At 69.1% G+C, this 17288-nt stretch carries 16 protein-coding genes; 5 read left to right on the top strand and 11 right to left on the bottom strand.

The window, feature by feature from the left end:
- Positions 1-83 precede the first annotated feature (83 nt).
- Positions 84-740: a response regulator transcription factor gene (locus tag VM306_RS35865; protein WP_325522947.1), complete on the top strand. Its 657-nt coding sequence runs from the start codon at positions 84-86 to the stop codon at positions 738-740.
- Here VM306_RS35865 and VM306_RS35870 read toward each other — a convergent pair.
- The 4 genes from VM306_RS35870 to VM306_RS35885 form a co-directional block, all read right to left on the bottom strand.
- On the bottom strand, positions 727-1476 hold the full coding sequence (locus tag VM306_RS35870; RefSeq protein ID WP_325522949.1) for a succinate dehydrogenase/fumarate reductase iron-sulfur subunit: 750 nt from the start codon (positions 1474-1476) through the stop codon (positions 727-729). The two genes, VM306_RS35865 and VM306_RS35870, sit on opposite strands and share 14 nt — an antisense overlap.
- Positions 1473-3341, bottom strand: coding sequence for a fumarate reductase/succinate dehydrogenase flavoprotein subunit (locus tag VM306_RS35875; protein ID WP_325522951.1), 1869 nt, complete (start codon positions 3339-3341; stop codon positions 1473-1475). Before VM306_RS35875 ends, VM306_RS35870 begins: the two co-directional genes overlap by 4 nt.
- Before the next feature lie 9 nt (positions 3342-3350).
- Positions 3351-4115, bottom strand: a complete 765-nt coding sequence (locus VM306_RS35880; RefSeq protein WP_325522953.1) for a hypothetical protein — start codon at positions 4113-4115, stop codon at positions 3351-3353.
- A gap of 84 nt (positions 4116-4199) precedes the next feature.
- Positions 4200-4490 (bottom strand): hypothetical protein, encoded by a 291-nt coding sequence (locus tag VM306_RS35885; RefSeq protein ID WP_325522955.1) that lies wholly within the window; start codon positions 4488-4490, stop codon positions 4200-4202.
- 227 nt (positions 4491-4717) lie between these two features.
- On the opposite strand from VM306_RS35885, the gene edd reads away from it, so the two are divergent.
- Positions 4718-6574: a phosphogluconate dehydratase gene (gene edd / locus VM306_RS35890; protein WP_325522956.1), complete on the top strand. Its 1857-nt coding sequence runs from the start codon at positions 4718-4720 to the stop codon at positions 6572-6574.
- A gap of 297 nt (positions 6575-6871) precedes the next feature.
- On the top strand, positions 6872-7495 hold the full coding sequence (gene eda, locus VM306_RS35895; protein ID WP_325522958.1) for a bifunctional 4-hydroxy-2-oxoglutarate aldolase/2-dehydro-3-deoxy-phosphogluconate aldolase: 624 nt from the start codon (positions 6872-6874) through the stop codon (positions 7493-7495).
- 21 nt (positions 7496-7516) lie between these two features.
- Here eda and VM306_RS35900 read toward each other — a convergent pair whose 3' ends face one another.
- The 3 genes from VM306_RS35900 to VM306_RS35910 form a co-directional block, all read right to left on the bottom strand.
- A complete protein-coding gene (locus VM306_RS35900) occupies positions 7517-10045 on the bottom strand; it encodes a BREX system ATP-binding domain-containing protein (RefSeq protein WP_325522960.1) in 2529 nt (842 codons plus the stop codon).
- Positions 10046-10279: 234 nt separating this feature from the next.
- On the bottom strand, positions 10280-10684 hold the full coding sequence (locus tag VM306_RS35905) for a zf-HC2 domain-containing protein (RefSeq protein WP_325523000.1): 405 nt from the start codon (positions 10682-10684) through the stop codon (positions 10280-10282).
- Between the two features lie 4 nt (positions 10685-10688).
- Complete coding sequence (locus VM306_RS35910; protein WP_325522962.1) at positions 10689-11216, bottom strand: sigma-70 family RNA polymerase sigma factor; 528 nt, start codon at positions 11214-11216, stop codon at positions 10689-10691.
- A 261-nt stretch (positions 11217-11477) separates the two neighbouring features.
- Between VM306_RS35910 and VM306_RS35915 the strand changes: the two genes are divergently transcribed.
- Positions 11478-12710 (top strand): DUF4142 domain-containing protein, encoded by a 1233-nt coding sequence (locus VM306_RS35915; protein ID WP_325522964.1) that lies wholly within the window; start codon positions 11478-11480, stop codon positions 12708-12710.
- A gap of 7 nt (positions 12711-12717) precedes the next feature.
- On the opposite strand, the gene VM306_RS35920 is transcribed toward VM306_RS35915, so the two are convergent.
- From VM306_RS35920 to VM306_RS35930, 3 genes are all read right to left on the bottom strand, one after another.
- Positions 12718-13749: an AAA family ATPase gene (locus VM306_RS35920; RefSeq protein ID WP_325522966.1), complete on the bottom strand. Its 1032-nt coding sequence runs from the start codon at positions 13747-13749 to the stop codon at positions 12718-12720.
- 76 nt (positions 13750-13825) lie between these two features.
- Positions 13826-14593, bottom strand: a complete 768-nt coding sequence (locus VM306_RS35925; protein WP_325522968.1) for an RNA ligase family protein — start codon at positions 14591-14593, stop codon at positions 13826-13828.
- 42 nt (positions 14594-14635) lie between these two features.
- Positions 14636-15400: a hypothetical protein gene (locus VM306_RS35930; protein WP_325522970.1), complete on the bottom strand. Its 765-nt coding sequence runs from the start codon at positions 15398-15400 to the stop codon at positions 14636-14638.
- Between the two features lie 185 nt (positions 15401-15585).
- Here VM306_RS35930 and VM306_RS35935 point away from each other — a divergent pair, with 185 nt between their 5' ends.
- The gene (locus VM306_RS35935) at positions 15586-16386 is read left to right on the top strand and encodes a serine protease (protein ID WP_325522972.1); all 801 of its coding nucleotides are present in this window, start codon (positions 15586-15588) and stop codon (positions 16384-16386) included.
- Positions 16387-16446: 60 nt separating this feature from the next.
- Here VM306_RS35935 and VM306_RS35940 read toward each other — a convergent pair whose 3' ends face one another.
- Complete coding sequence (locus VM306_RS35940; protein ID WP_325522974.1) at positions 16447-17247, bottom strand: alpha/beta hydrolase; 801 nt, start codon at positions 17245-17247, stop codon at positions 16447-16449.
- Positions 17248-17288 lie beyond the last annotated feature (41 nt).

The raw sequence follows: 17288 nt of genomic DNA on the forward strand, positions 1-17288 counted from the left end.
GAAGAGTGGATCTCCCGTCAACTTTCGCGGTACGCTCCGGGTCGGGGGAACTGCCGCGGTGACGTCACCTGAAGAGGGGCGTTGTGACGCGCGTGCTCGTAGTCGACGACCAGCCGCTGTTCCGCGCGGGCCTGGTCGCGTTGCTGAACGCTGCACCGGGCCTGACCGTCGCCGGCGAGGCCGCGGACTCCGGCACCGCCGCGCTGGTAGCGGAGTCGTCGAGGCCGGACGTGGTCCTGGTGGACATCCGCCTGCCCGGCCTCACCGCGCTCAAGCGCGCCGCGGCACCGGCACGGTTGCTGATCCTGACGACGTTCGACCTGGACGAGTACGTGCACGAGGCGCTGCGCCTGGGTGCCGCGGGGTTCGTGCTGAAGGAGGCGGAACCGGCCAGGCTGATCGCCGCCATCACCGCCGTCGCGTCCGGTGAGATGCAGTTCGGCCCCACCGTCATGCGCAGGCTCGTGGCGGCGTACCTGAGGGGCGACACGGCGGTGTCGCTGTGGGGCCCGGTGGGCCTGGAAGAGCTGACCGGCCGCGAACGCGAGGTGCTGCGGCTCGTCGGCACGGGGCTGACGAACGCCGCCATCGCGGCCGAGCTGACCGTCACCGAGGGCACGGTGAAGACCCACCTCAACCGTGTGATGACGAAGCTGCGGCTGACCAGCCGGGCGCAGGCCGTGGTGATGGCCTACGAGTCCGGGCTGGTCATCCCGCAGCTCGTCGCTAGGACCGCCTGAACAGCTTGTTGCCGAGCCAGACGATCGGGTCGTACTTGCGGTCGGCGACGCGCTCCTTCATGGGGATGAGCGCGTTGTCGGTGATGTGGATGTGCTCGGGGCACACCTCGCTGCAGCACTTGGTGATGTTGCAGAGCCCGAGCCCGTGCTGCTCCTGCGCCTGGTCGACGCGGTCCGCGGTGTCGAGCGGGTGCATCTCCAGCTCCGCGACCCGCATGAGGAACCGCGGCCCGGAGAACGCCTCCTTGTTCTCCTCGTGGTCACGCACCACGTGGCAGGTGTTCTGGCACAGGAAGCACTCGATGCACTTGCGGAACTCCTGCGAGCGCTCGACGTCGACCTGCTGCATCCGGTACTCGCCCGGCGCCAGGTCCTTCGGCGGCGCGAACGACGGGACCTCGCGCGCCTTGGTGTAGTTGAAGGACACGTCGGTCACGAGGTCGCGGATGATCGGGAACGTCCGCATCGGCGTGACCGTGATCGTGTCCGCCTCCTCGAAGATCGACATCCGGGTCATGCACAGCAGGCGCGGGCGTCCGTTGATCTCCGCCGAGCACGAGCCGCACTTGCCCGCCTTGCAGTTCCACCGCACGGCGAGGTCCGGTGCCTGCGTGGCCTGCAGCCGGTGGATGATGTCGAGGACGACCTCGCCCTCGTTGACCTCGACGGTGAAGTCCTCCAGCCCGCCTCCGGAGTCGTCACCGCGCCACACCCGGAACTTCCCCTGGTAGCTCAAGACAACTCCTCCGCGGTGAGGTACTTCTCCAGCTCGGTGCGGTCGAACAGGTCCAGCAGGTCGTGGCGGATCGGGATCTGCGGTTTCTCCGAGACCTCCGCGCCGTCGCCGGACGCCGTGCACACCAGCAGCTTCCGGCGCCATTCGGAGTCCATCGACGGGTGGTCGTCGCGGGTGTGCCCGCCGCGGGACTCGGTGCGCAGCAACGCCGCCTTCGCCACGCACTCCGACACGAGCAGCATGTTGCGCAGGTCCAGGGCGAGGTGCCAGCCGGGGTTGAACTGCTGGTGCCCCTCGACCGTGAGCGCCCGCGCCCGTTCCTTGAGCTTCTCCAGGCGCTGCAACGCCTCTTCCATCTCGCCCGCGCGCCGGATGATGCCGACGAGGTCGTTCATGGACTGCTGCAGCTCCATGTGCAGGGTGTACGGGTTCTCGCCGCCCTCCTGCTGGAACGGCGCGAGCGCGGTCGCCCGTGCCTCGGCGACGGCGTCCTCGGCGACCACCGGGCGTTCGGTCATCCCCCGCACGTACTCCGCCGCTCCCGCACCGGCCCTGCGCCCGAACACGAGCAGGTCCGACAACGAGTTGCCGCCCAGCCGGTTCGAGCCGTGCATGCCGCCGGAGACCTCACCGGCGGCGAAGAGCCCTGGCACGGAGGAGGATCCGGTGTCCGGGTCGACCTCGACGCCCCCCATCACGTAGTGACAGGTCGGGCCGACCTCCATCGGCTGCGCGGTGATGTCCACATCGGCCAGTTCCTTGAACTGGTGGTGCATGGACGGCAGCCGGCGCCGGATCTCCTCGGCGGGCAGACGCGTCGACACGTCGAGGAAGACGCCGCCGTGCGGTGACCCCCGCTCCGCCTTCACCTCGGAGTTGATCGCTCGCGCGACCTCGTCACGCGGCAGCAGCTCCGGTGGGCGCCGGTTGTTCGCCTGGTCGGTGTACCAGCGGTCGGCTTCCTCCTCGTTGTCGGCGTACTTGTCCTTGAACACCTCGGGGATGTAGTCGAACATGAACCGCTTGCCGTCGGAGTTGCGCAGCACGCCGCCGTCACCGCGGACGGACTCGGTGACGAGGATGCCCTTCACCGACGGCGGCCAGACCATCCCGGTGGGGTGGAACTGGATGAACTCCATGTTGATCAGCGAGGCGCCCGCGCGCAGGGCGAGCGCGTGGCCGTCACCGGTGTACTCCCAGGAGTTCGAGGTGACCTTGAACGACTTGCCGATGCCGCCGGTCGCGAGGATCACCGCCGGTGCCTCGAACTGCACGAAGCGGCCGGACTCGCGCCAGTAGCCGAACGCGCCAGCGATCCTGTCGCCGTCCTTGGCCAGCTCGGTGACGGTGAACTCCTGGAACACCCGCAGGCGTGCCTCGTAGTCGCCGAACTCCTGGAAGTCCTCCTGCTGCAACGACACGATCTTCTGCTGCAGCGTGCGGATCAGCTCGAGGCCGGTGCGGTCGCCGACGTGCGCGAGGCGCGGGTACTCGTGGCCGCCGAAGTTGCGCTGCGAGATGCGGCCGTCCTTGGTGCGGTCGAACAGCGCGCCGTAGGTCTCCAGCTCCCAGACCCGTTGCGGCGCTTCCTGTGCGTGCAGCTCGGCCATGCGCCAGTTGTTGAGGAACTTGCCGCCGCGCATGGTGTCGCGGAAGTGCACCTGCCAGTTGTCGCTCTCGTTCGCGTTGCCCATGGCGGCGGCGATGCCGCCCTCGGCCATGACGGTGTGGGCCTTGCCGAACAACGACTTGCAGAGAACGGCGGTGCGCAGGCCGTGCTCACGGGCCTCGATCGCGGCTCGCAGACCGGCGCCACCCGCGCCGATCACGAGAACGTCGAACGAGTGCCTTTCCAGCTCGGGCAAAACCACTCCTTAGTTGATGAAGCGGAGGTCGGAGATCGTTCCCGAGGCGACCAGCGCGACGTACAGGTCCGTGAGGCAGACGAAGATCAGCGAGGCCCAGGCGAGCTGCATGTGCCGGTTGTTGAGCTTCGAGATCTGGGTCCACGCCCAGTACCGGACCGGGTGCTTGGAGAAGTGCTTGAGGCGCCCGCCCGCGATGTGGCGGCACGAGTGGCACGACAACGTGTACGCGCCGAGCAGGCCGACGTTGACCAGCAGCACGATGTTGCCGAGCCCGAGGCCGGTGCTGAACGCGGAGACCGCGTCGTAGATGTTGACCAGCAACAGGATCGAGGCCGCGTAGAAGAAGTAGCGGTGCAGGTTCTGCGCGATGAGCGGGAACCGGGTCTCACCGGTGTACTTGCCGTGCGGCTCGGCCACGGCGCACGCGGGCGGGGACGCCCAGGCCGCGCGGTAGTAGGCCTTGCGGTAGTAGTAGCAGGTGATCCGGAACCCCAGCAGGAACGGGATGATGATCACCGGCGGGGTCAGGAAGCCGGGCAGCGCCGGGAACCACTGGCCGAAGTGCGAAGCGGCGGGAACGCACTCCTCCGTGAGGCACGGCGAGTACATCGGTGTGAGGTAGTGGTACTGGTCGACCCAGTAGTAGTCCCCCTGGAACGTGCGGAACGCCGCGTAGATCGAGATGAGCAGCAGGCCGACGAAGGTCGTCAGCGGCGGCAACCACCACCGGTCCGTGCGCAGAGTCCTGGCGGCGATCTGTGCCCTCGCCATCGGTCACCTTTCTGGGGGTCCACGTCGTTGTGGAGGAACGCATACGGCCCCCGCGTCAGGCGGGGGCCGTGTGATCAGCTCGGATCAGGTCCGGTTGCGGTAGCCACCGAGTCCTTCGTCGTCCGCGTCCTTCCACAACGACTCGTCGTAGGGCGTGTCGGGCACGACCACGACCTCGCGTTCGAGCCGAGGCGCTTCCCGCTGCCTCGGGGTGCTGAGGTCGACGAGTTCGGTGGCGTCGATGTCCATGCGCTCGACGTCGTTGGCCAGGCGCTGGACTGCCGCGACGTCGCCATACCTGGCGCGCAGGTTGCTGACGGCGTGCCGCATCTGACCGATGACCCGGCGCAGCTCGACGATCTCCGTGGAGTTCATGGGACACCTCCGTTCCAAGGTCGTGCCCCGCACTCTGCCCAATCTCAAGCGATGTGACAAGGAGCACACGCCAAGATTCAAAACTGGATTCCTCCCAGCTACTGAATCGTTTTTGTGTCTACGACCAGCCATGACTTACTGTGTGTGGCGTCACGCCCGTCCGTGGGACGCCACTGTTGTCGTCTCGTAAGGGCCCCACCACGGCCCGTGATGACCCGGAGACCACCATGACCGAACTGCACCCCGTCCTGACAGAGGTGACACGCAGGATCGCCGCCCGCAGCGCGGACTCCCGCCGCGTGTACCTCGAACGAGTGGCCGCGGCCGCGCAGGACGGCACGTCCCGGTCCGGCTTCGCGTGCAGCAACCTGGCGCACGGCTTCGCCGGGATCACCGGCGGCGACAAGGCGGCGCTGCGAGCGCTGCGCAAGTCCAACGTCGCGATCGTGTCGTCCTACAACGACATGCTGTCGGCCCACCAGCCGCTGCAGGAGTACCCCGCCTGGATCAAGGACGCGGTCCGCGCGGTCGGCGGCGTGTCCCAGTTCGCGGGCGGCGTGCCCGCGATGTGCGACGGCATCACCCAGGGCCGCGACGGCATGGAGCTGTCGCTGTTCAGCCGCGACGTCATCGCGATGTCGACCGGCGTGGCGCTGTCGCACGAGATGTTCGACGCCGCCGTGCTGCTGGGCGTGTGCGACAAGATCGTGCCGGGCCTGCTGATCGGCGCGCTGTCGTTCGGTCACCTGCCGTCGATCCTGGTGCCGGCGGGCCCGATGTCGTCGGGTCTGTCGAACAAGGAGAAGGCCCGCGTCCGCCAGCTGTACGCGGAGGGCAAGGCGTCTCGCGACGACCTGCTGGAGGCCGAGGCCGCCTCGTACCACTCCCCCGGCACCTGCACGTTCTACGGCACCGCGAACTCGAACCAGATGGTCGTCGAGGTCATGGGCCTGCACCTGCCGGGCGCCTCGTTCGTCCCGCCGGGCACCGGTCTGCGCCGCGCCCTGACGGAGTACGCGGGCCGCCGCGCCGTCGAGATGGCCAAGGGCGAGGGCTACACCCCGATCGCGCACATCGTCGACGAGAAGGCCGTGGTCAACGGCGTCGTCGCACTGCTGGCCACGGGCGGCTCCACGAACCACACGATGCACCTGGTGGCCATCGCCGCCGCCGCGGGCATCGAGCTGAGCTGGGACGACTTCTCGGACCTGTCGGCGATCGTGCCGCTGATCGCGCGGGTCTACCCGAACGGCAGTGCCGACATCAACCACTTCCAGGCAGCGGGCGGCGTCCAGTTCGTCGTCGGCACCCTGCTGGACTCCGGTCTGCTGCACGCCGACGTCAACACCGTCGTCGGCCACGGCCTGGACCGCTACCGCCAGGAGCCGGTGCTGGCCGACGGCGAGCTGGTCTGGGTCGACGGCCCCGGCCGCTCGCTCGACACCGACGTCCTGCGCCCCGCCACGGACCCGTTCGCCTCCGACGGCGGCCTGCGCATGCTCTCGGGCAACCTGGGCCGCGCGGTCATCAAGGTGTCGGCGGTGGCCTCGGAGAACCACGTCGTCGAGGCCCCTGCCCGCGTGTTCACGACGCAGGAGGCGTTCCAGGAGGCCTTCAAGGCGGGCGAGCTCGACCGTGACGTGGTCGTCGTCGTCCGCCAGCAAGGCCCGCAGGCCAACGGCATGCCCGAGCTCCACAAGCTGACGCCTCCGCTGGGCGTGCTGATGGACCGCGGCTTCAAGGTCGCCCTGGTGACCGACGGCCGCATGTCCGGCGCCTCGGGCAAGATCCCGGCCGCCATCCAGCTCACCCCGGAGGCCGCCGTGGGCGGCCCGCTCGGCCGGGTCCGCGACGGCGACGTCGTCCGCCTGGACGCCACCGCCGGGACGCTGGAGGTCCGGGTGTCCGCGGAGGAGCTGGCGTCACGGCCGCTGGTCGACTTCCCGCCGTCCAGCCACGAGTGGGCGGGCACGGGACGCGAGCTGTTCGCCGCCCTGCGCCGCACCGTCGGGCCCGCCGACCGCGGCGCGACGGTGTTCGGCCCCATCACCGCCGACCACTTCGCCCCGGTCACGCACCACTGATCGGGTCGGCAGCGCGCCAATATATTGGTTCCACGACCACCGCTGACCTGCCCCTTAGCAACGAGTCTTTTGACGTCCACGACAAACGTGTCATTGCAAAGGGGCGGTGACGCCCGAGACGCCGTCCTCCGCCAGCCCGTCCCGCCGACCTTTGCAACGAGTCTTTTGCGGTCGTCCGCAAACGTCTTTTGCATCCGGGTGGTGGCGGCGCAGGCGTGAGACGGTGTGCGATATATCGGTTCTCGATCTCAAAGATGTGCAAGGAGTGCTCTCGTGACCAACGGTGACAATCTTCGGGTGACCACTGGGGCGGACCTGCTCGCGCTGTCGCCCGTCATCCCCGTCGTCGTGGTCGACGACGCCGACCACGCGGTGCCGCTCGCCCAGGCGCTGTTGCGCGGTGGCGTCCGCGTCATCGAGCTCACGCTGCGCACCCCGGCCGCGCTCGCCGCGATCGAGAACGTGGCGCGCGAGGTCCCGGAGATCGTGATCGGCGCGGGCACCGTCACGGCGCCGGAGCACGCCGAGCAGGCCGCGAAGGCCGGGGCGGCGTTCCTCGTCACGCCCGGCACGACCGACCGGGTCCTCGACGCCGCCGACGCGACCGGGCTGCCGTACCTGCCGGGCGCGGCGACGGTGTCCGAGGTGCTGCGGCTGGCCGAGCGCGGGCTGGACGCGCTGAAGTTCTTCCCGGCCGAGGCGGCGGGCGGGGTCGACTACCTGAAGTCGATCGGCGGGCCGGTTCCGCACGTGCGGTTCTGCCCGACCGGGGGCATCACCCCGCAGACCGCCCCGAACTACCTCGCGCTGCCCAACGTCGGGTGCGTCGGCGGTTCGTGGCTCGCTCCCAAGGACGCCCTCCAGGCCGGCGACTGGGACCGCGTCGAGGCGCTTGCCCGCGAGGCCTCCCGGCTCGGCTGACGGATCAGGACCGCTGACGGATCAGGACCACAGGGCGGCGACGAGCTCGGCGCGGCCGTTGATGCCAAGCTTGCGGTAGGCGCTCGACAGGTGCAGTTCCACCGTGCGGCGGGTCAGGTGCAGGGTTTCGGCGATCTGCCGGTTCGTCAGCCCCTGCACCGCCATCCGGGCGACGCGGTTCTCCTGCTTGGTGAGGCCCTGCACCTGTTCGTCCTCGCCGTTGACCTCGTCGCCCGCGAGCTTGGCCAGCGGGTGCGCGCGGAGGTGGCGTGCCAGTTCGAACGCCTGCCGCAGGTGCGTGGCGGCCGCGTCGGCGCGGCCCTTGCGGCGCAGGTGGTGGCCGAGCCAGTACGACGACTGGGCGTGCAGCAGGCGGTGCGGTGACGAGGCGAGGAGCTGTTCCGCCTCGGCGAGGACGTCGACGTCGTCGGTGCTGATGCCGACGCTCATCAGGGCGGTCCCGACGACTCTCGTGGACCCCCACCGCTTGGCCAGGTCGAGCTCCTCGTGGGCGAGCCGGGCGGCGTCGTCGCGGTTGCCCTGCGCCAGATGGGCGCGCACGGCGTGGTGACGCCACGGGATGAGCGCGGGGTTGGGCATCTCGCGTGCCGCGAGCCGCCGGCCGACCTCCAGCAGGTCTTCCAGCGCTCCCTCCGAGTGGCAGGAGGCGAGCTTGAGACGGCCGCGGGCGTACCTGATGTTGATGTGCTGCAACAAGTCGCCGTCCTCGGCGACGAGCGGGGCGGCCTCGTCGAACTGCCCGAGCTCAACGCACACCTCGGCGAGCTCGGCCGTGGCCAGCAGCACGGCGGGGCAGTCCCCGCCGCCCGTCTTCACCGGCGACGACAGGAACGTGTAGGCGCGGGCGAGGTCGCCTCCGCTGTGGAACTCGGTGCCGCGGGCGATCATGCTGAGCATCCCGCGGCGCAGGTGCGGGTCGTGCGAAACACCCGCGCTGCTCAGCGAAAGCCAGTACTTGCTGCTGTGCCGCGGGTCGTCGGCGAGCACGGGCAGCAGGAACGTGAACAGGTACGGCTCGGCGAAGAGGTCGACGTACTCCCCGTCGAGCGCCTGGAGCGCGTGCTCGACGGCTTCGGCGGACGAGTCGCCGCCGCGGGCGTTGCCGATCGCGAGCAACGCCGACCGCACCCGTTGCAGCTTCGGGTCCTTCGGGACGTCGCGGATGAGGTCGTCGTAGTACTTGCCCGCGCAGTTCGCCATCTGCGTGTCGCGGTTCGCGGCGAGAAGGTAGGTGGTGCAGACGATGTTCCAGACCAGGTCGCGGTCCTCGGGCAGGAGCCGGGCGATGACGAGGATCGCGATGGACGCGGCGAAGTAGGCGTCCGAGCCGGTGCACATCCGTTGGATCAACGACAACGCCACGTTCGCCGCGAGGTGCGGGTCCTCGCAACGGGCCAGCGCGTCGCGGACGCGGTCACGGCCCCGCGAGCGGTCGGCGAGGTGCTCCACGTGACCGAGTTCGACCTCGATCGAGAGACGGTCCTCTTCGGACAGGTGTTCCTCGAGCGCGCGTTCCAGGTGCTCGACGCCGCCGGCTTCCCGCAGCAGGCCGACGGCCCACGGCAAGCGGACGGACCGCGCTTTCAGGACGTGGTCGGCGACGTGGTGGCCGGGAGCGTCCGCTTCGAACAGCAGCCGGGCCGCGCGGCCGTGGGCGGCGGAACGGACCGCGACCGGCATGTCGGCGAGGATGCTGTTGCGCACGAACGGATGCCGGAACGTCAACGGGTCGGTGTCGGCGAGCACGCCGAGGCGGACGAGCGTGTCGACGGCGGGCAGCGCGTCGAAACCGGTGAGCGAGGACAGCAGTTCGAGTCCCGCGTCGCCGCCCAGCACCGCGGCGGAACGGGCGACCTCGGCGGCGCCGGGGTACTCGCGCAGCCGCATGCCGATCATCTCGCCGACCGCGGCCGAGCCCTCGCCCTCCTCGCGCAGCAGGGCGTGCAGCAGGTAGGGGTTGCCGCCGGTGAGCTCGTGGCAGCGCCGCGGGTCGCGGTCGGTCAGCTGCGCGATGGCGTCGACGTCGAGTCCGGCCAGGTCGATGCGCGTCGGGTGGGCGCCCGTGATCTCGGGCAGCGTCACCTCGTCCGTGGCCAGGTATCTCGGTGACGCGCCGAGTGCGATGACGACCGGCAGGTTCTGAAGCCGTGGGCGCAGGTAGGCGAGTGCGCGCTTGGAGAACGTGTCGGCGACCTGCACGTCGTCGATGACCATGAGGATCGGGCTCTTGCGCGCGGAGTTCGCGGCGCGCGTGCAGAGCTCTTCGAGGTCGTGTTCGTCGGCCAGGCACGGCGCGAGCTGGCGCACCACCGCGCCGGGGAGGTGGCTTTCCAGACGGGCGCTCTTGGCCAGGCGGACGGTGAAGCCGCGTTCGCGGGCGTCGGCGGCGAACGCGTCGAGCAGCGCCGTCTTGCCGATGCCGAACTCACCGGTGATGACCACGCAAGAGCCGGTTCCCGCAAGCGCGTCGTCCAGCAAGCGCCGGAGTGCCGAGAGCTCCGCGTCCCGGCCGAGCAGTGGAGATGTCACCTCTGTCCGCTCCTGCCTTCGGTACCGAGAGGACCGCGGGTCGCAGGTTCCGGTCTTCCTTCGGTGGCGACCGTAGAGACCCGCGCCGCGTGGTCGGGCAAACTTACCCACAGGTAACGGTCAACGGAACTGCGAGCTGGTCGCAGTGGTGAGCGGGGACGAGCGATGACCTTCGCCGGGCTGGTGCGCGGATGGTTCCGCCTCGCCTGCCTGCTCGCCGTCCCCCGCCAGGGTTCAGACGCTCCTGAGCAGCGGGAACGGTTCGTCGTGAGCGGGCTGCGCGTGCGTGAGAGCGCCACGCTCCGCGGGATCGTCGACGTGCGAGGACAGCGACTCCACCACGGACAGCACCGCGGCGATGGCCACGACGACGCCTGCCGCGACGACCACGATGCCGCGCGTGACGCGGCACGGTGGACGGACGCCATCGCGCAGCACCGGCCGCAACGCCGGCGTGAACGCGCCGAAGTCGGCGGCGTCGCGACGGCAGCTCTCGCACCCGGCTAGGTGCCGGGAGAAGGTCACGTGCTGGTCGGGGTCCAGCACTCCGAGCGCGTAAGCCGCGACATCACCGCACAGTCCCGCGCGGTCTCCGTCGTCGTCTTCCGGGTGGTCGTGATGTGGTTGACGGATCACCATCACGCTAGCTCCTGTCCTGCAGCGCCCGGCGGATCGTGTGCATCGCCTTGTACAGCCGGGACTTGACGGTTCCTTCCGGTACACCCAGAACGAGCGCGGCCTCCCTCACCGTCCGGCCCATCACATACGTTTCATAAACAGCCGAACGATGCTCATCACTCAATTGGCGTACTGCGTCGGTAATCACCATCACCGAAAGTGTCTCTTCGGTGCCGTCCGGGGATTCGGCGATGTCCGGCCGGAGCAATTCGACTTCCTGTGGACGCGCCTGCCGGCTGCGCCATCCGTCGATCACAATGCGACGAGCGACAGTACAAAGCCAGCCGCGCAACATCCCCGGTTCACGAACGAGATGCGCTGAGTTCTGCCAGGCTCTGATCAAAGTCTCCTGAACGACGTCTTCCGTCCACTGGCGGTCGTAGTTGGTCAGGCTCAGGACCTGGGAGAACAACGTCCGCTGGAACTGCCCGTAGAGCAGCGTGAGCAATTCATCGTCCTGCCGGTCCCGTGCGACGTTGCCCTGGTCAACCATGAAGCTCGCGACCTCCCCAGATTTCGGCGACGTGTTCGCTTCGGGCGGCAGACCTGGCGACTCGGTGGCCGATCGTGAAATCCACCCGAGGCTACCCCGCGAACACGAAAACTTCTCGGGTACGTAAATCACCCGCGAATGGTTCGCGAATAATGACGTGACACACGTCACAGTGTCACACGAACGCCTCAGTGAACCCCAGCTTCACCTGCGCGTATCACTTTCGAAGGCAGCTCGATCGCGGGGGAGGGAACGGGCACTATGCGTCACCGTTTGGGCACGTCGGGACAGCAGGCCGCGCTGTTCATCACGTTGTCGGTGGTATTCCTGGGGGTTTTATTCGGTGCGATCCCGGCGAATGCGCAGTCAGCGGAGGTATCACCCTCGGACCGCTCCTTCCTGGTATCTCTGCGCCAGGCCGACTCCTGGCTGGTACCGGTGAGCAAAGAGGTTCCGGCACGCACGACTAATGCGGGGATCAGCAACGCCGGACGCGACATATTCGAGGGCCACTCACGACTCGACGTCGACCTCCTCAAATGCGCCGGTGATCTCGGCGTCGTGCTGCCGAACGACGTGAGCGGTGAACACCAGTCACTGATCGACGATATGTCCGGGCGCACCGGTGACAACCACGACCGCGCTTATGCGACGATCGTCCGCCAGACGCAGGGCGGCCTTCTTCTGATGTCCACGCAAACACGGGCCACGACCCAGAACACCACGATTCGCTCACTCGCCCACCAGACGGTTCACATGCTGATCCGCACGATGACCGTCCTGGAGAACACCGGTCTCGTCGACCCTTCCGCACTCGAACTGGTGACGGCCAAAGCACAGGTGAACGCGGTCCGAGTCGGTCAGAACGTGGAACCGTCCGACCGGGAACTGCTCGTCCTGCTCACCCAGCACTCGCTCTGGCAGAAGCCGGCCAGCCGCGAGAGCTCCGACCGGGCGCGCGACGCGAAGGTCCGCAAGGTCGCCGGTCAGCTCGCCGCCGAACACACCCAGCTCTCCCAGGCGGTGGCGGAGGCCGCGAGGCAGATCGACGTGGACCTGCCGGTCGAACCGACGACAGAGCAGAGGTCGTGGGCGAACGCCATCTCGTCCAGCTCGGGTGACGAGCTCGACCGCATGTACGCGAACCTGTCGCGTGCCGCCGACGGCTCGCTCATCGTGCAGGTCGCCCAGGCCCGCGCGACGACCAGCAACGTCCCCGCCCGCATCGCCGCGCAGACCGGCCTGACCCTCCTGCTCAAGCACATGCAGCTGCTGGAGGGCACCGGCCTGGTGAAGTCGACCTCGCTGCAGATGACCGACGCCCCGGCCGTCGCGCAGCCGAGGCCGAACCCCAGCCCGCCGGACGGGTCCGAGGAGTCTCCCGTGAACGTCGCCTTCCTCAGCGGCATCGCCGTCCTGGTCGTCGCCGCCGCCGGAACCCTCTGGCTGGTCCGCGCCATCGGCCACCACGGCGAACACCGCCGTCAGCCGTGACGAGTGTTCAGGCGGTGTCCACGCGTTCGACGACGTGCGCCTCGGTGGGGTCGACGGCCTCCCACCTGCCGACGAGGCGGTCGATCACGACGGCCGGCACCGGTTCCGGACGAGCGCGGTTGCGCGCGTGGATCACGTTCGCCGGTGCTTCGAGGCCGACGAGGGTGATCCGCGCGCGGTAGTCCGCGGCGAGCCCGATGCACCGGTCACGCAACTGCCGGGAGATGTTCGTCGCGTTCCAGACGAACCGCTGCCCCGCCCTCAGCAACGTCCGGGCCTCGTCGAACGCCGCGGCCGCGACCGCGCGTTGGTCACCGTCCGGGGCGACGCCGAGCCGGGAGCGCACCGCGTCGAGGCTCACCACCGGCCAGCCCGGCCGGTGCCGGGCGATCCAGTGGTCCTTGCCCACACCGGGCAGGCCTGACAGCACCGTCACCTCGACGCGCGTGTCGTCGTAGGCGGCGTACGCCGGGTCACGGCCGGGCGTGCGGAAGTACTGGAAGCGGGCGTGGTCGGAGGCGAAGGCACGCGGCCGGTCCAGGCAGTCCCGTTCGCGACAGTACTCCTCGAACAGCGCGATGTTCTCCAGCACCGGCTCGGCGTCGCCGCAGATCCGGCCGAGGATGTCGGCGCGGGCGAGCGTCGCCAGGTCGTCGTTGCGCGCGAGCAGGCTCACCCGGAACGCGATCGGGTCGAGGTCGGGTCGTTCCAGCGCCCAGAACGGCACCTGGTGGTGGCGCACCAGCGCGGCGACGTGCTCACGCCACTCGATCGGGCGGCCCATCTCCCACAACAGCTTGCGCACCAGCAGGTCTCCGGCGCGGGAGTGGCCGTGCGCGGTGACGCGGCCGCCATCGACCTGGGTGCGGAACGGCTTGGCCACGTCGTGCAGCAGCACCGTCGCGAACAACCGCACGCGCTCCGCTTCCGGACGGGCTCGCCACTCCGGCAACGCGACCAGCGCCTCGCACGCCATCCGCGTGTGCACGGAGACGTCGCCTTCCGCGTGGTGCACCGGGTCCTGTGGCACGCCTTCCATGGCCCGCACCCACGGGAACGCCGAACGGACGGCGCCCCAATCCAGAGTCCACTGTGGACCAGAGGGGCAGAGCGACTCAAACACGGGACACCACCCGATTCGGCAGGATCGGGCGGTCCTGCCAGTGGCTTCCCGAGTCCAGCACCGCCGTGACGAACGTCGGCCGCACCCACTTGTAGCGCTCGACCGTGCGCCCGTTCTCCTCCACCTTGATGTAGAGGCCTTCCATGCAGTCGTCCGCATCCGTCTCCGCCACAACGACATCCGGGTCCTGGCCCGCCACACGCGCCGCCTCGACCAGCACGTCGCGCCACCCCGGAGTGCGGCAGGTGGACGGACCGGCCAGCGCGGTCAGGTCCCGCACCGTCCGCAGCGTCCCCTCGTGCAGCACCGGCACCGAGACCACCGGCGTGCCGGCGAGCACCCGGCGTCGTTCCGGTGTGGACAGGAACTCGCCGGTCTCGCGGTCGAGCAGGTCGAACTCGCAGAAGTGGTGCGGAAGCGCGTCGTAGAACACGGTGTGCTTGGCGTACAACCATTCCCCGTACAGCACGAACCGCGTGCCGAGCCTGTCCCAGAGCACGCTCTGGTGAGTCGCGGTCCACGCCTTCAACGGCGCGAACTGCCGTTCACGCGGACCACCGGTCAGGAAATGGCCGCGTGACTGCAGCTTCAGCGCGCCGGCGGAGTCGAAGCTGATGCCCGCGTTGGCGCCGTCGAGCTTCTCCTCGACGACCAGGTGCCGCCCCGCGATCGCGCGGAACGGCACCTGGTCGAGGTCCTCGTCGCCCGGTTGCAGGCGCGAGCCCTGGAGGTGCGGCGTTCGCGGGTACTTGCGCAACATGCCCTGAGTTGTAACCCGTCCGCACGCTCCTGAGCGAACGGTTTACGCCTGGCCGACGAACGCCGCCTTGTCGGAGTTGAAGGTCGGCTCGAACACGAGCTGCATCTCACCGGGTTGCGCGCCGACCGAGTACGCGACGTCGAAGGTGTAGGTCTTGCCCGGCAGCACCGTCGCCGAGTCGAACGTGCTCTCGCACCCGCCGCTGCTGTCGAAGATCTTCGCGGCCTTCTGGCCGTTGAACTGCGCGTCGTCGCCCAGCGACATCAGCGCGGTCTCGAACGCGGCGCTCGTGCCGTTGGTGACGGTGACCTTGAACTTCACCGCGCGGGCGATGTTCGGCGGCGCGGAGAACTGGCCGGGCGTGCACGCGACGGGCGCGGCGACGTCGACGGCCAGTCCGTTCGCCCACGTGTACCGCTTGCCCCAGGTGGGGGTCTCGGCCGTCGCGGTCTGCTGCGGGGTCTCGCCGGTGACGCCGACCTGGCCCTGGTTCGTGGTGCCGTCGAGGATCTTGTCGATCTCCTTGACCGCCGCCTGCTGTGCCAGCACGGTGAACGTGATCGCCAGGACGCAGAGGACTACGCCGATCACGGCGAGAACCTTGCGCGTACCGAAGAACGCGATGACACCGAGCACGACACCGATGAACGCGGCGATCGCGGTGAGGATGTTGAGGATGATGACCCAGGAACAGACGACTCCCACGATGCCGAGGATGACCGCGGACCACGCCAGCGCCCCGAATCTCGTCGGCTTCGGCGGCGCGGCCTGGGGCGGGGTGTGGACGTGCTGCGTCGGGTGGGTCATCAAGGCTCCTGGCGGTTGCGATGTGTGACCTCGACGTCGAATGGTCCGCTTCTTCCGTTAGCTCACACCGGAGTTATCACTCGATCGAGTTGACACCGGCGTGGCAGCCGACTTCCGAAGGTAGCGAGACGACTACGATCCGTACAGGCTGGCGCTGAAGGCCATCCCTGAAAGGACCCCTGCTCATGGCACGACGACTCGTCGGAACCCTGCTCGCGGCGATCGCCGCACTCGGCGTGACCACGGCGCCCGCCCAGGCCGCCGTCGACTTCACCGGCATCGTGGCACTGAACAACTGCTCGGGCTCGCTCGTCCGCCTGCCGGACTCGGCTCCCGCGGACAAGGCGCTCGTCCTCACGAACGGGCACTGCGTCGAGCTCATGAAGCCCGGCCAGGTGATCGTCGACCGCGCGGTGTCGCGCAACTTCAGCCTGCTCAACGGCTCCGGTGCGAAGATCGCGACCCTCACGGGCACCAAGCTCGTCTACGCGACGATGACCGGCACCGACGCCGCGCTCTACCAGCTCGGCACGACCTACGGAGAGATCCAGAGCAGGTACGGCAGCCGTGCGCTGGAACTGTCGGCCTCGCATCCCGTGGCGGGCACGGAGATCCGCATCGCCTCCGGCTACTGGAAGCGGATCTACTCCTGCCAGATCGACGGGTTCGTCCACCAGGTCAAGGAAGCCGACTGGACCTGGCGCGACTCGCTGCGCTACACGCCGTCGTGCAACACGATCGGTGGCACCTCGGGCTCGCCGATCATCGACAACGCGAGCGACAAGGTCGTCGGTATCAACAACACCGGCAACGAGAGCGGCGGCCGCTGCACGATGAACAACCCGTGCGAGGTCGACGCCGCCAGCACCGTGACCGTCCGCAAGGGCACCAACTACGGCCAGCAGACGTTCGGCTTCGTGTCCTGCTTCGGCCCCGGCACGACGCTGAACCTGGCGCTGCCCGGCTGCACCGTCGCGAAACCGTAGTACGACAACGCGGAAGAAGCCGGGACGCTCCTGCGCGTCCCGGCTTCTTCCGTTCTCCCCCTACCTGGCGGCACGCACGATCAGGTCCGCCACGGTCTCCGGGTGCGAGACCGCCACCGAGTGCGAGGCATCCCTGACCTCGACGACCGCGCGGGCGTGGGCACGCTCGGCCATCCACTTCTGCGCGGCGATCGGGATGTTCTTGTCCTTGCCCGCGACCACGAAGTACGACGGGATCGCGTGCCACGCGGGCTCGCCGGCCTTCTCGCCCAGCGCGGTGTCGTTGAACGGCCGCTGCGTCGCCGCCGCCAGGGTCGCGTCCTTGCGGGACAGGTCGGCCGCGAACTGCTGCCAGTACTTGTCCTGCTGGATCACCAGGTCCTTGGTGCCGTCACCGAGGTCGATGGCCGACAACGTGTCGCCGAGGGTGCCGCCGGGGAACTTGTTCGACAGGTCGAGGGCGCTCTCGCCCTTCTCCGGCGCGAACGCCGCGACGTAGACGAGCGCCTTCACGTTCGGGTTGCCGAGCGCGGCCTGCGACTGGACCATGCCGCCGTAGGAGTGCCCGGCGAGGACGACCGGCCCGTCGATCGTGGCGAGCACCTGACGCAGGTAGTTCGCGTCGCCGGTGACCGACCGCAGCGGGTTCGCCACCGCGACGACCGGGAAGCCCTTGCGCTGCAATCGTTCCACGACGCCGTTCCAGCTCGACGCGTCGGCGAACGCCCCGTGCACCAGCACGACGGTCGGCTTCCTGGTCCCCTGCTTCTCCGGCTCCTCGGAGGCACCGGCACCCGACGGGACAACGGCACCCAGCGCCAGCAACGTCCCCAGAACGGCGAACACCTTGCGAACTCGCATTGCTCTCTCACTCTCTCGTCCGGCACCCCGGTGGCGGTGCA

Source organism: Lentzea sp., from assembly GCF_035525475.1.
Lineage (GTDB): Bacteria > Actinomycetota > Actinomycetes > Mycobacteriales > Pseudonocardiaceae > Lentzea.

Bases quoted from the DNA above. Each gene is read 5' to 3' on its own strand.
- VM306_RS35905 (WP_325523000.1), bottom strand. From the start codon at position 10,684: ATGGTGATCCGTCAACCACATCACGACCACCCGGAAGACGACGACGGA.
- VM306_RS35920 (WP_325522966.1), bottom strand. From the start codon at position 13,749: ATGGAAGGCGTGCCACAGGACCCGGTGCACCACGCGGAAGGCGACGTC.
- VM306_RS35910 (WP_325522962.1), bottom strand. From the start codon at position 11,216: ATGGTTGACCAGGGCAACGTCGCACGGGACCGGCAGGACGATGAATTG.
- edd (WP_325522956.1), top strand. From the start codon at position 4,718: ATGACCGAACTGCACCCCGTCCTGACAGAGGTGACACGCAGGATCGCC.
- VM306_RS35885 (WP_325522955.1), bottom strand. From the start codon at position 4,490: ATGAACTCCACGGAGATCGTCGAGCTGCGCCGGGTCATCGGTCAGATG.
- VM306_RS35925 (WP_325522968.1), bottom strand. From the start codon at position 14,593: ATGTTGCGCAAGTACCCGCGAACGCCGCACCTCCAGGGCTCGCGCCTG.
- VM306_RS35940 (WP_325522974.1), bottom strand. From the start codon at position 17,247: ATGCGAGTTCGCAAGGTGTTCGCCGTTCTGGGGACGTTGCTGGCGCTG.
- VM306_RS35880 (WP_325522953.1), bottom strand. From the start codon at position 4,115: ATGGCGAGGGCACAGATCGCCGCCAGGACTCTGCGCACGGACCGGTGG.
- VM306_RS35935 (WP_325522972.1), top strand. From the start codon at position 15,586: ATGGCACGACGACTCGTCGGAACCCTGCTCGCGGCGATCGCCGCACTC.
- VM306_RS35915 (WP_325522964.1), top strand. From the start codon at position 11,478: ATGCGTCACCGTTTGGGCACGTCGGGACAGCAGGCCGCGCTGTTCATC.
- VM306_RS35930 (WP_325522970.1), bottom strand. From the start codon at position 15,400: ATGACCCACCCGACGCAGCACGTCCACACCCCGCCCCAGGCCGCGCCG.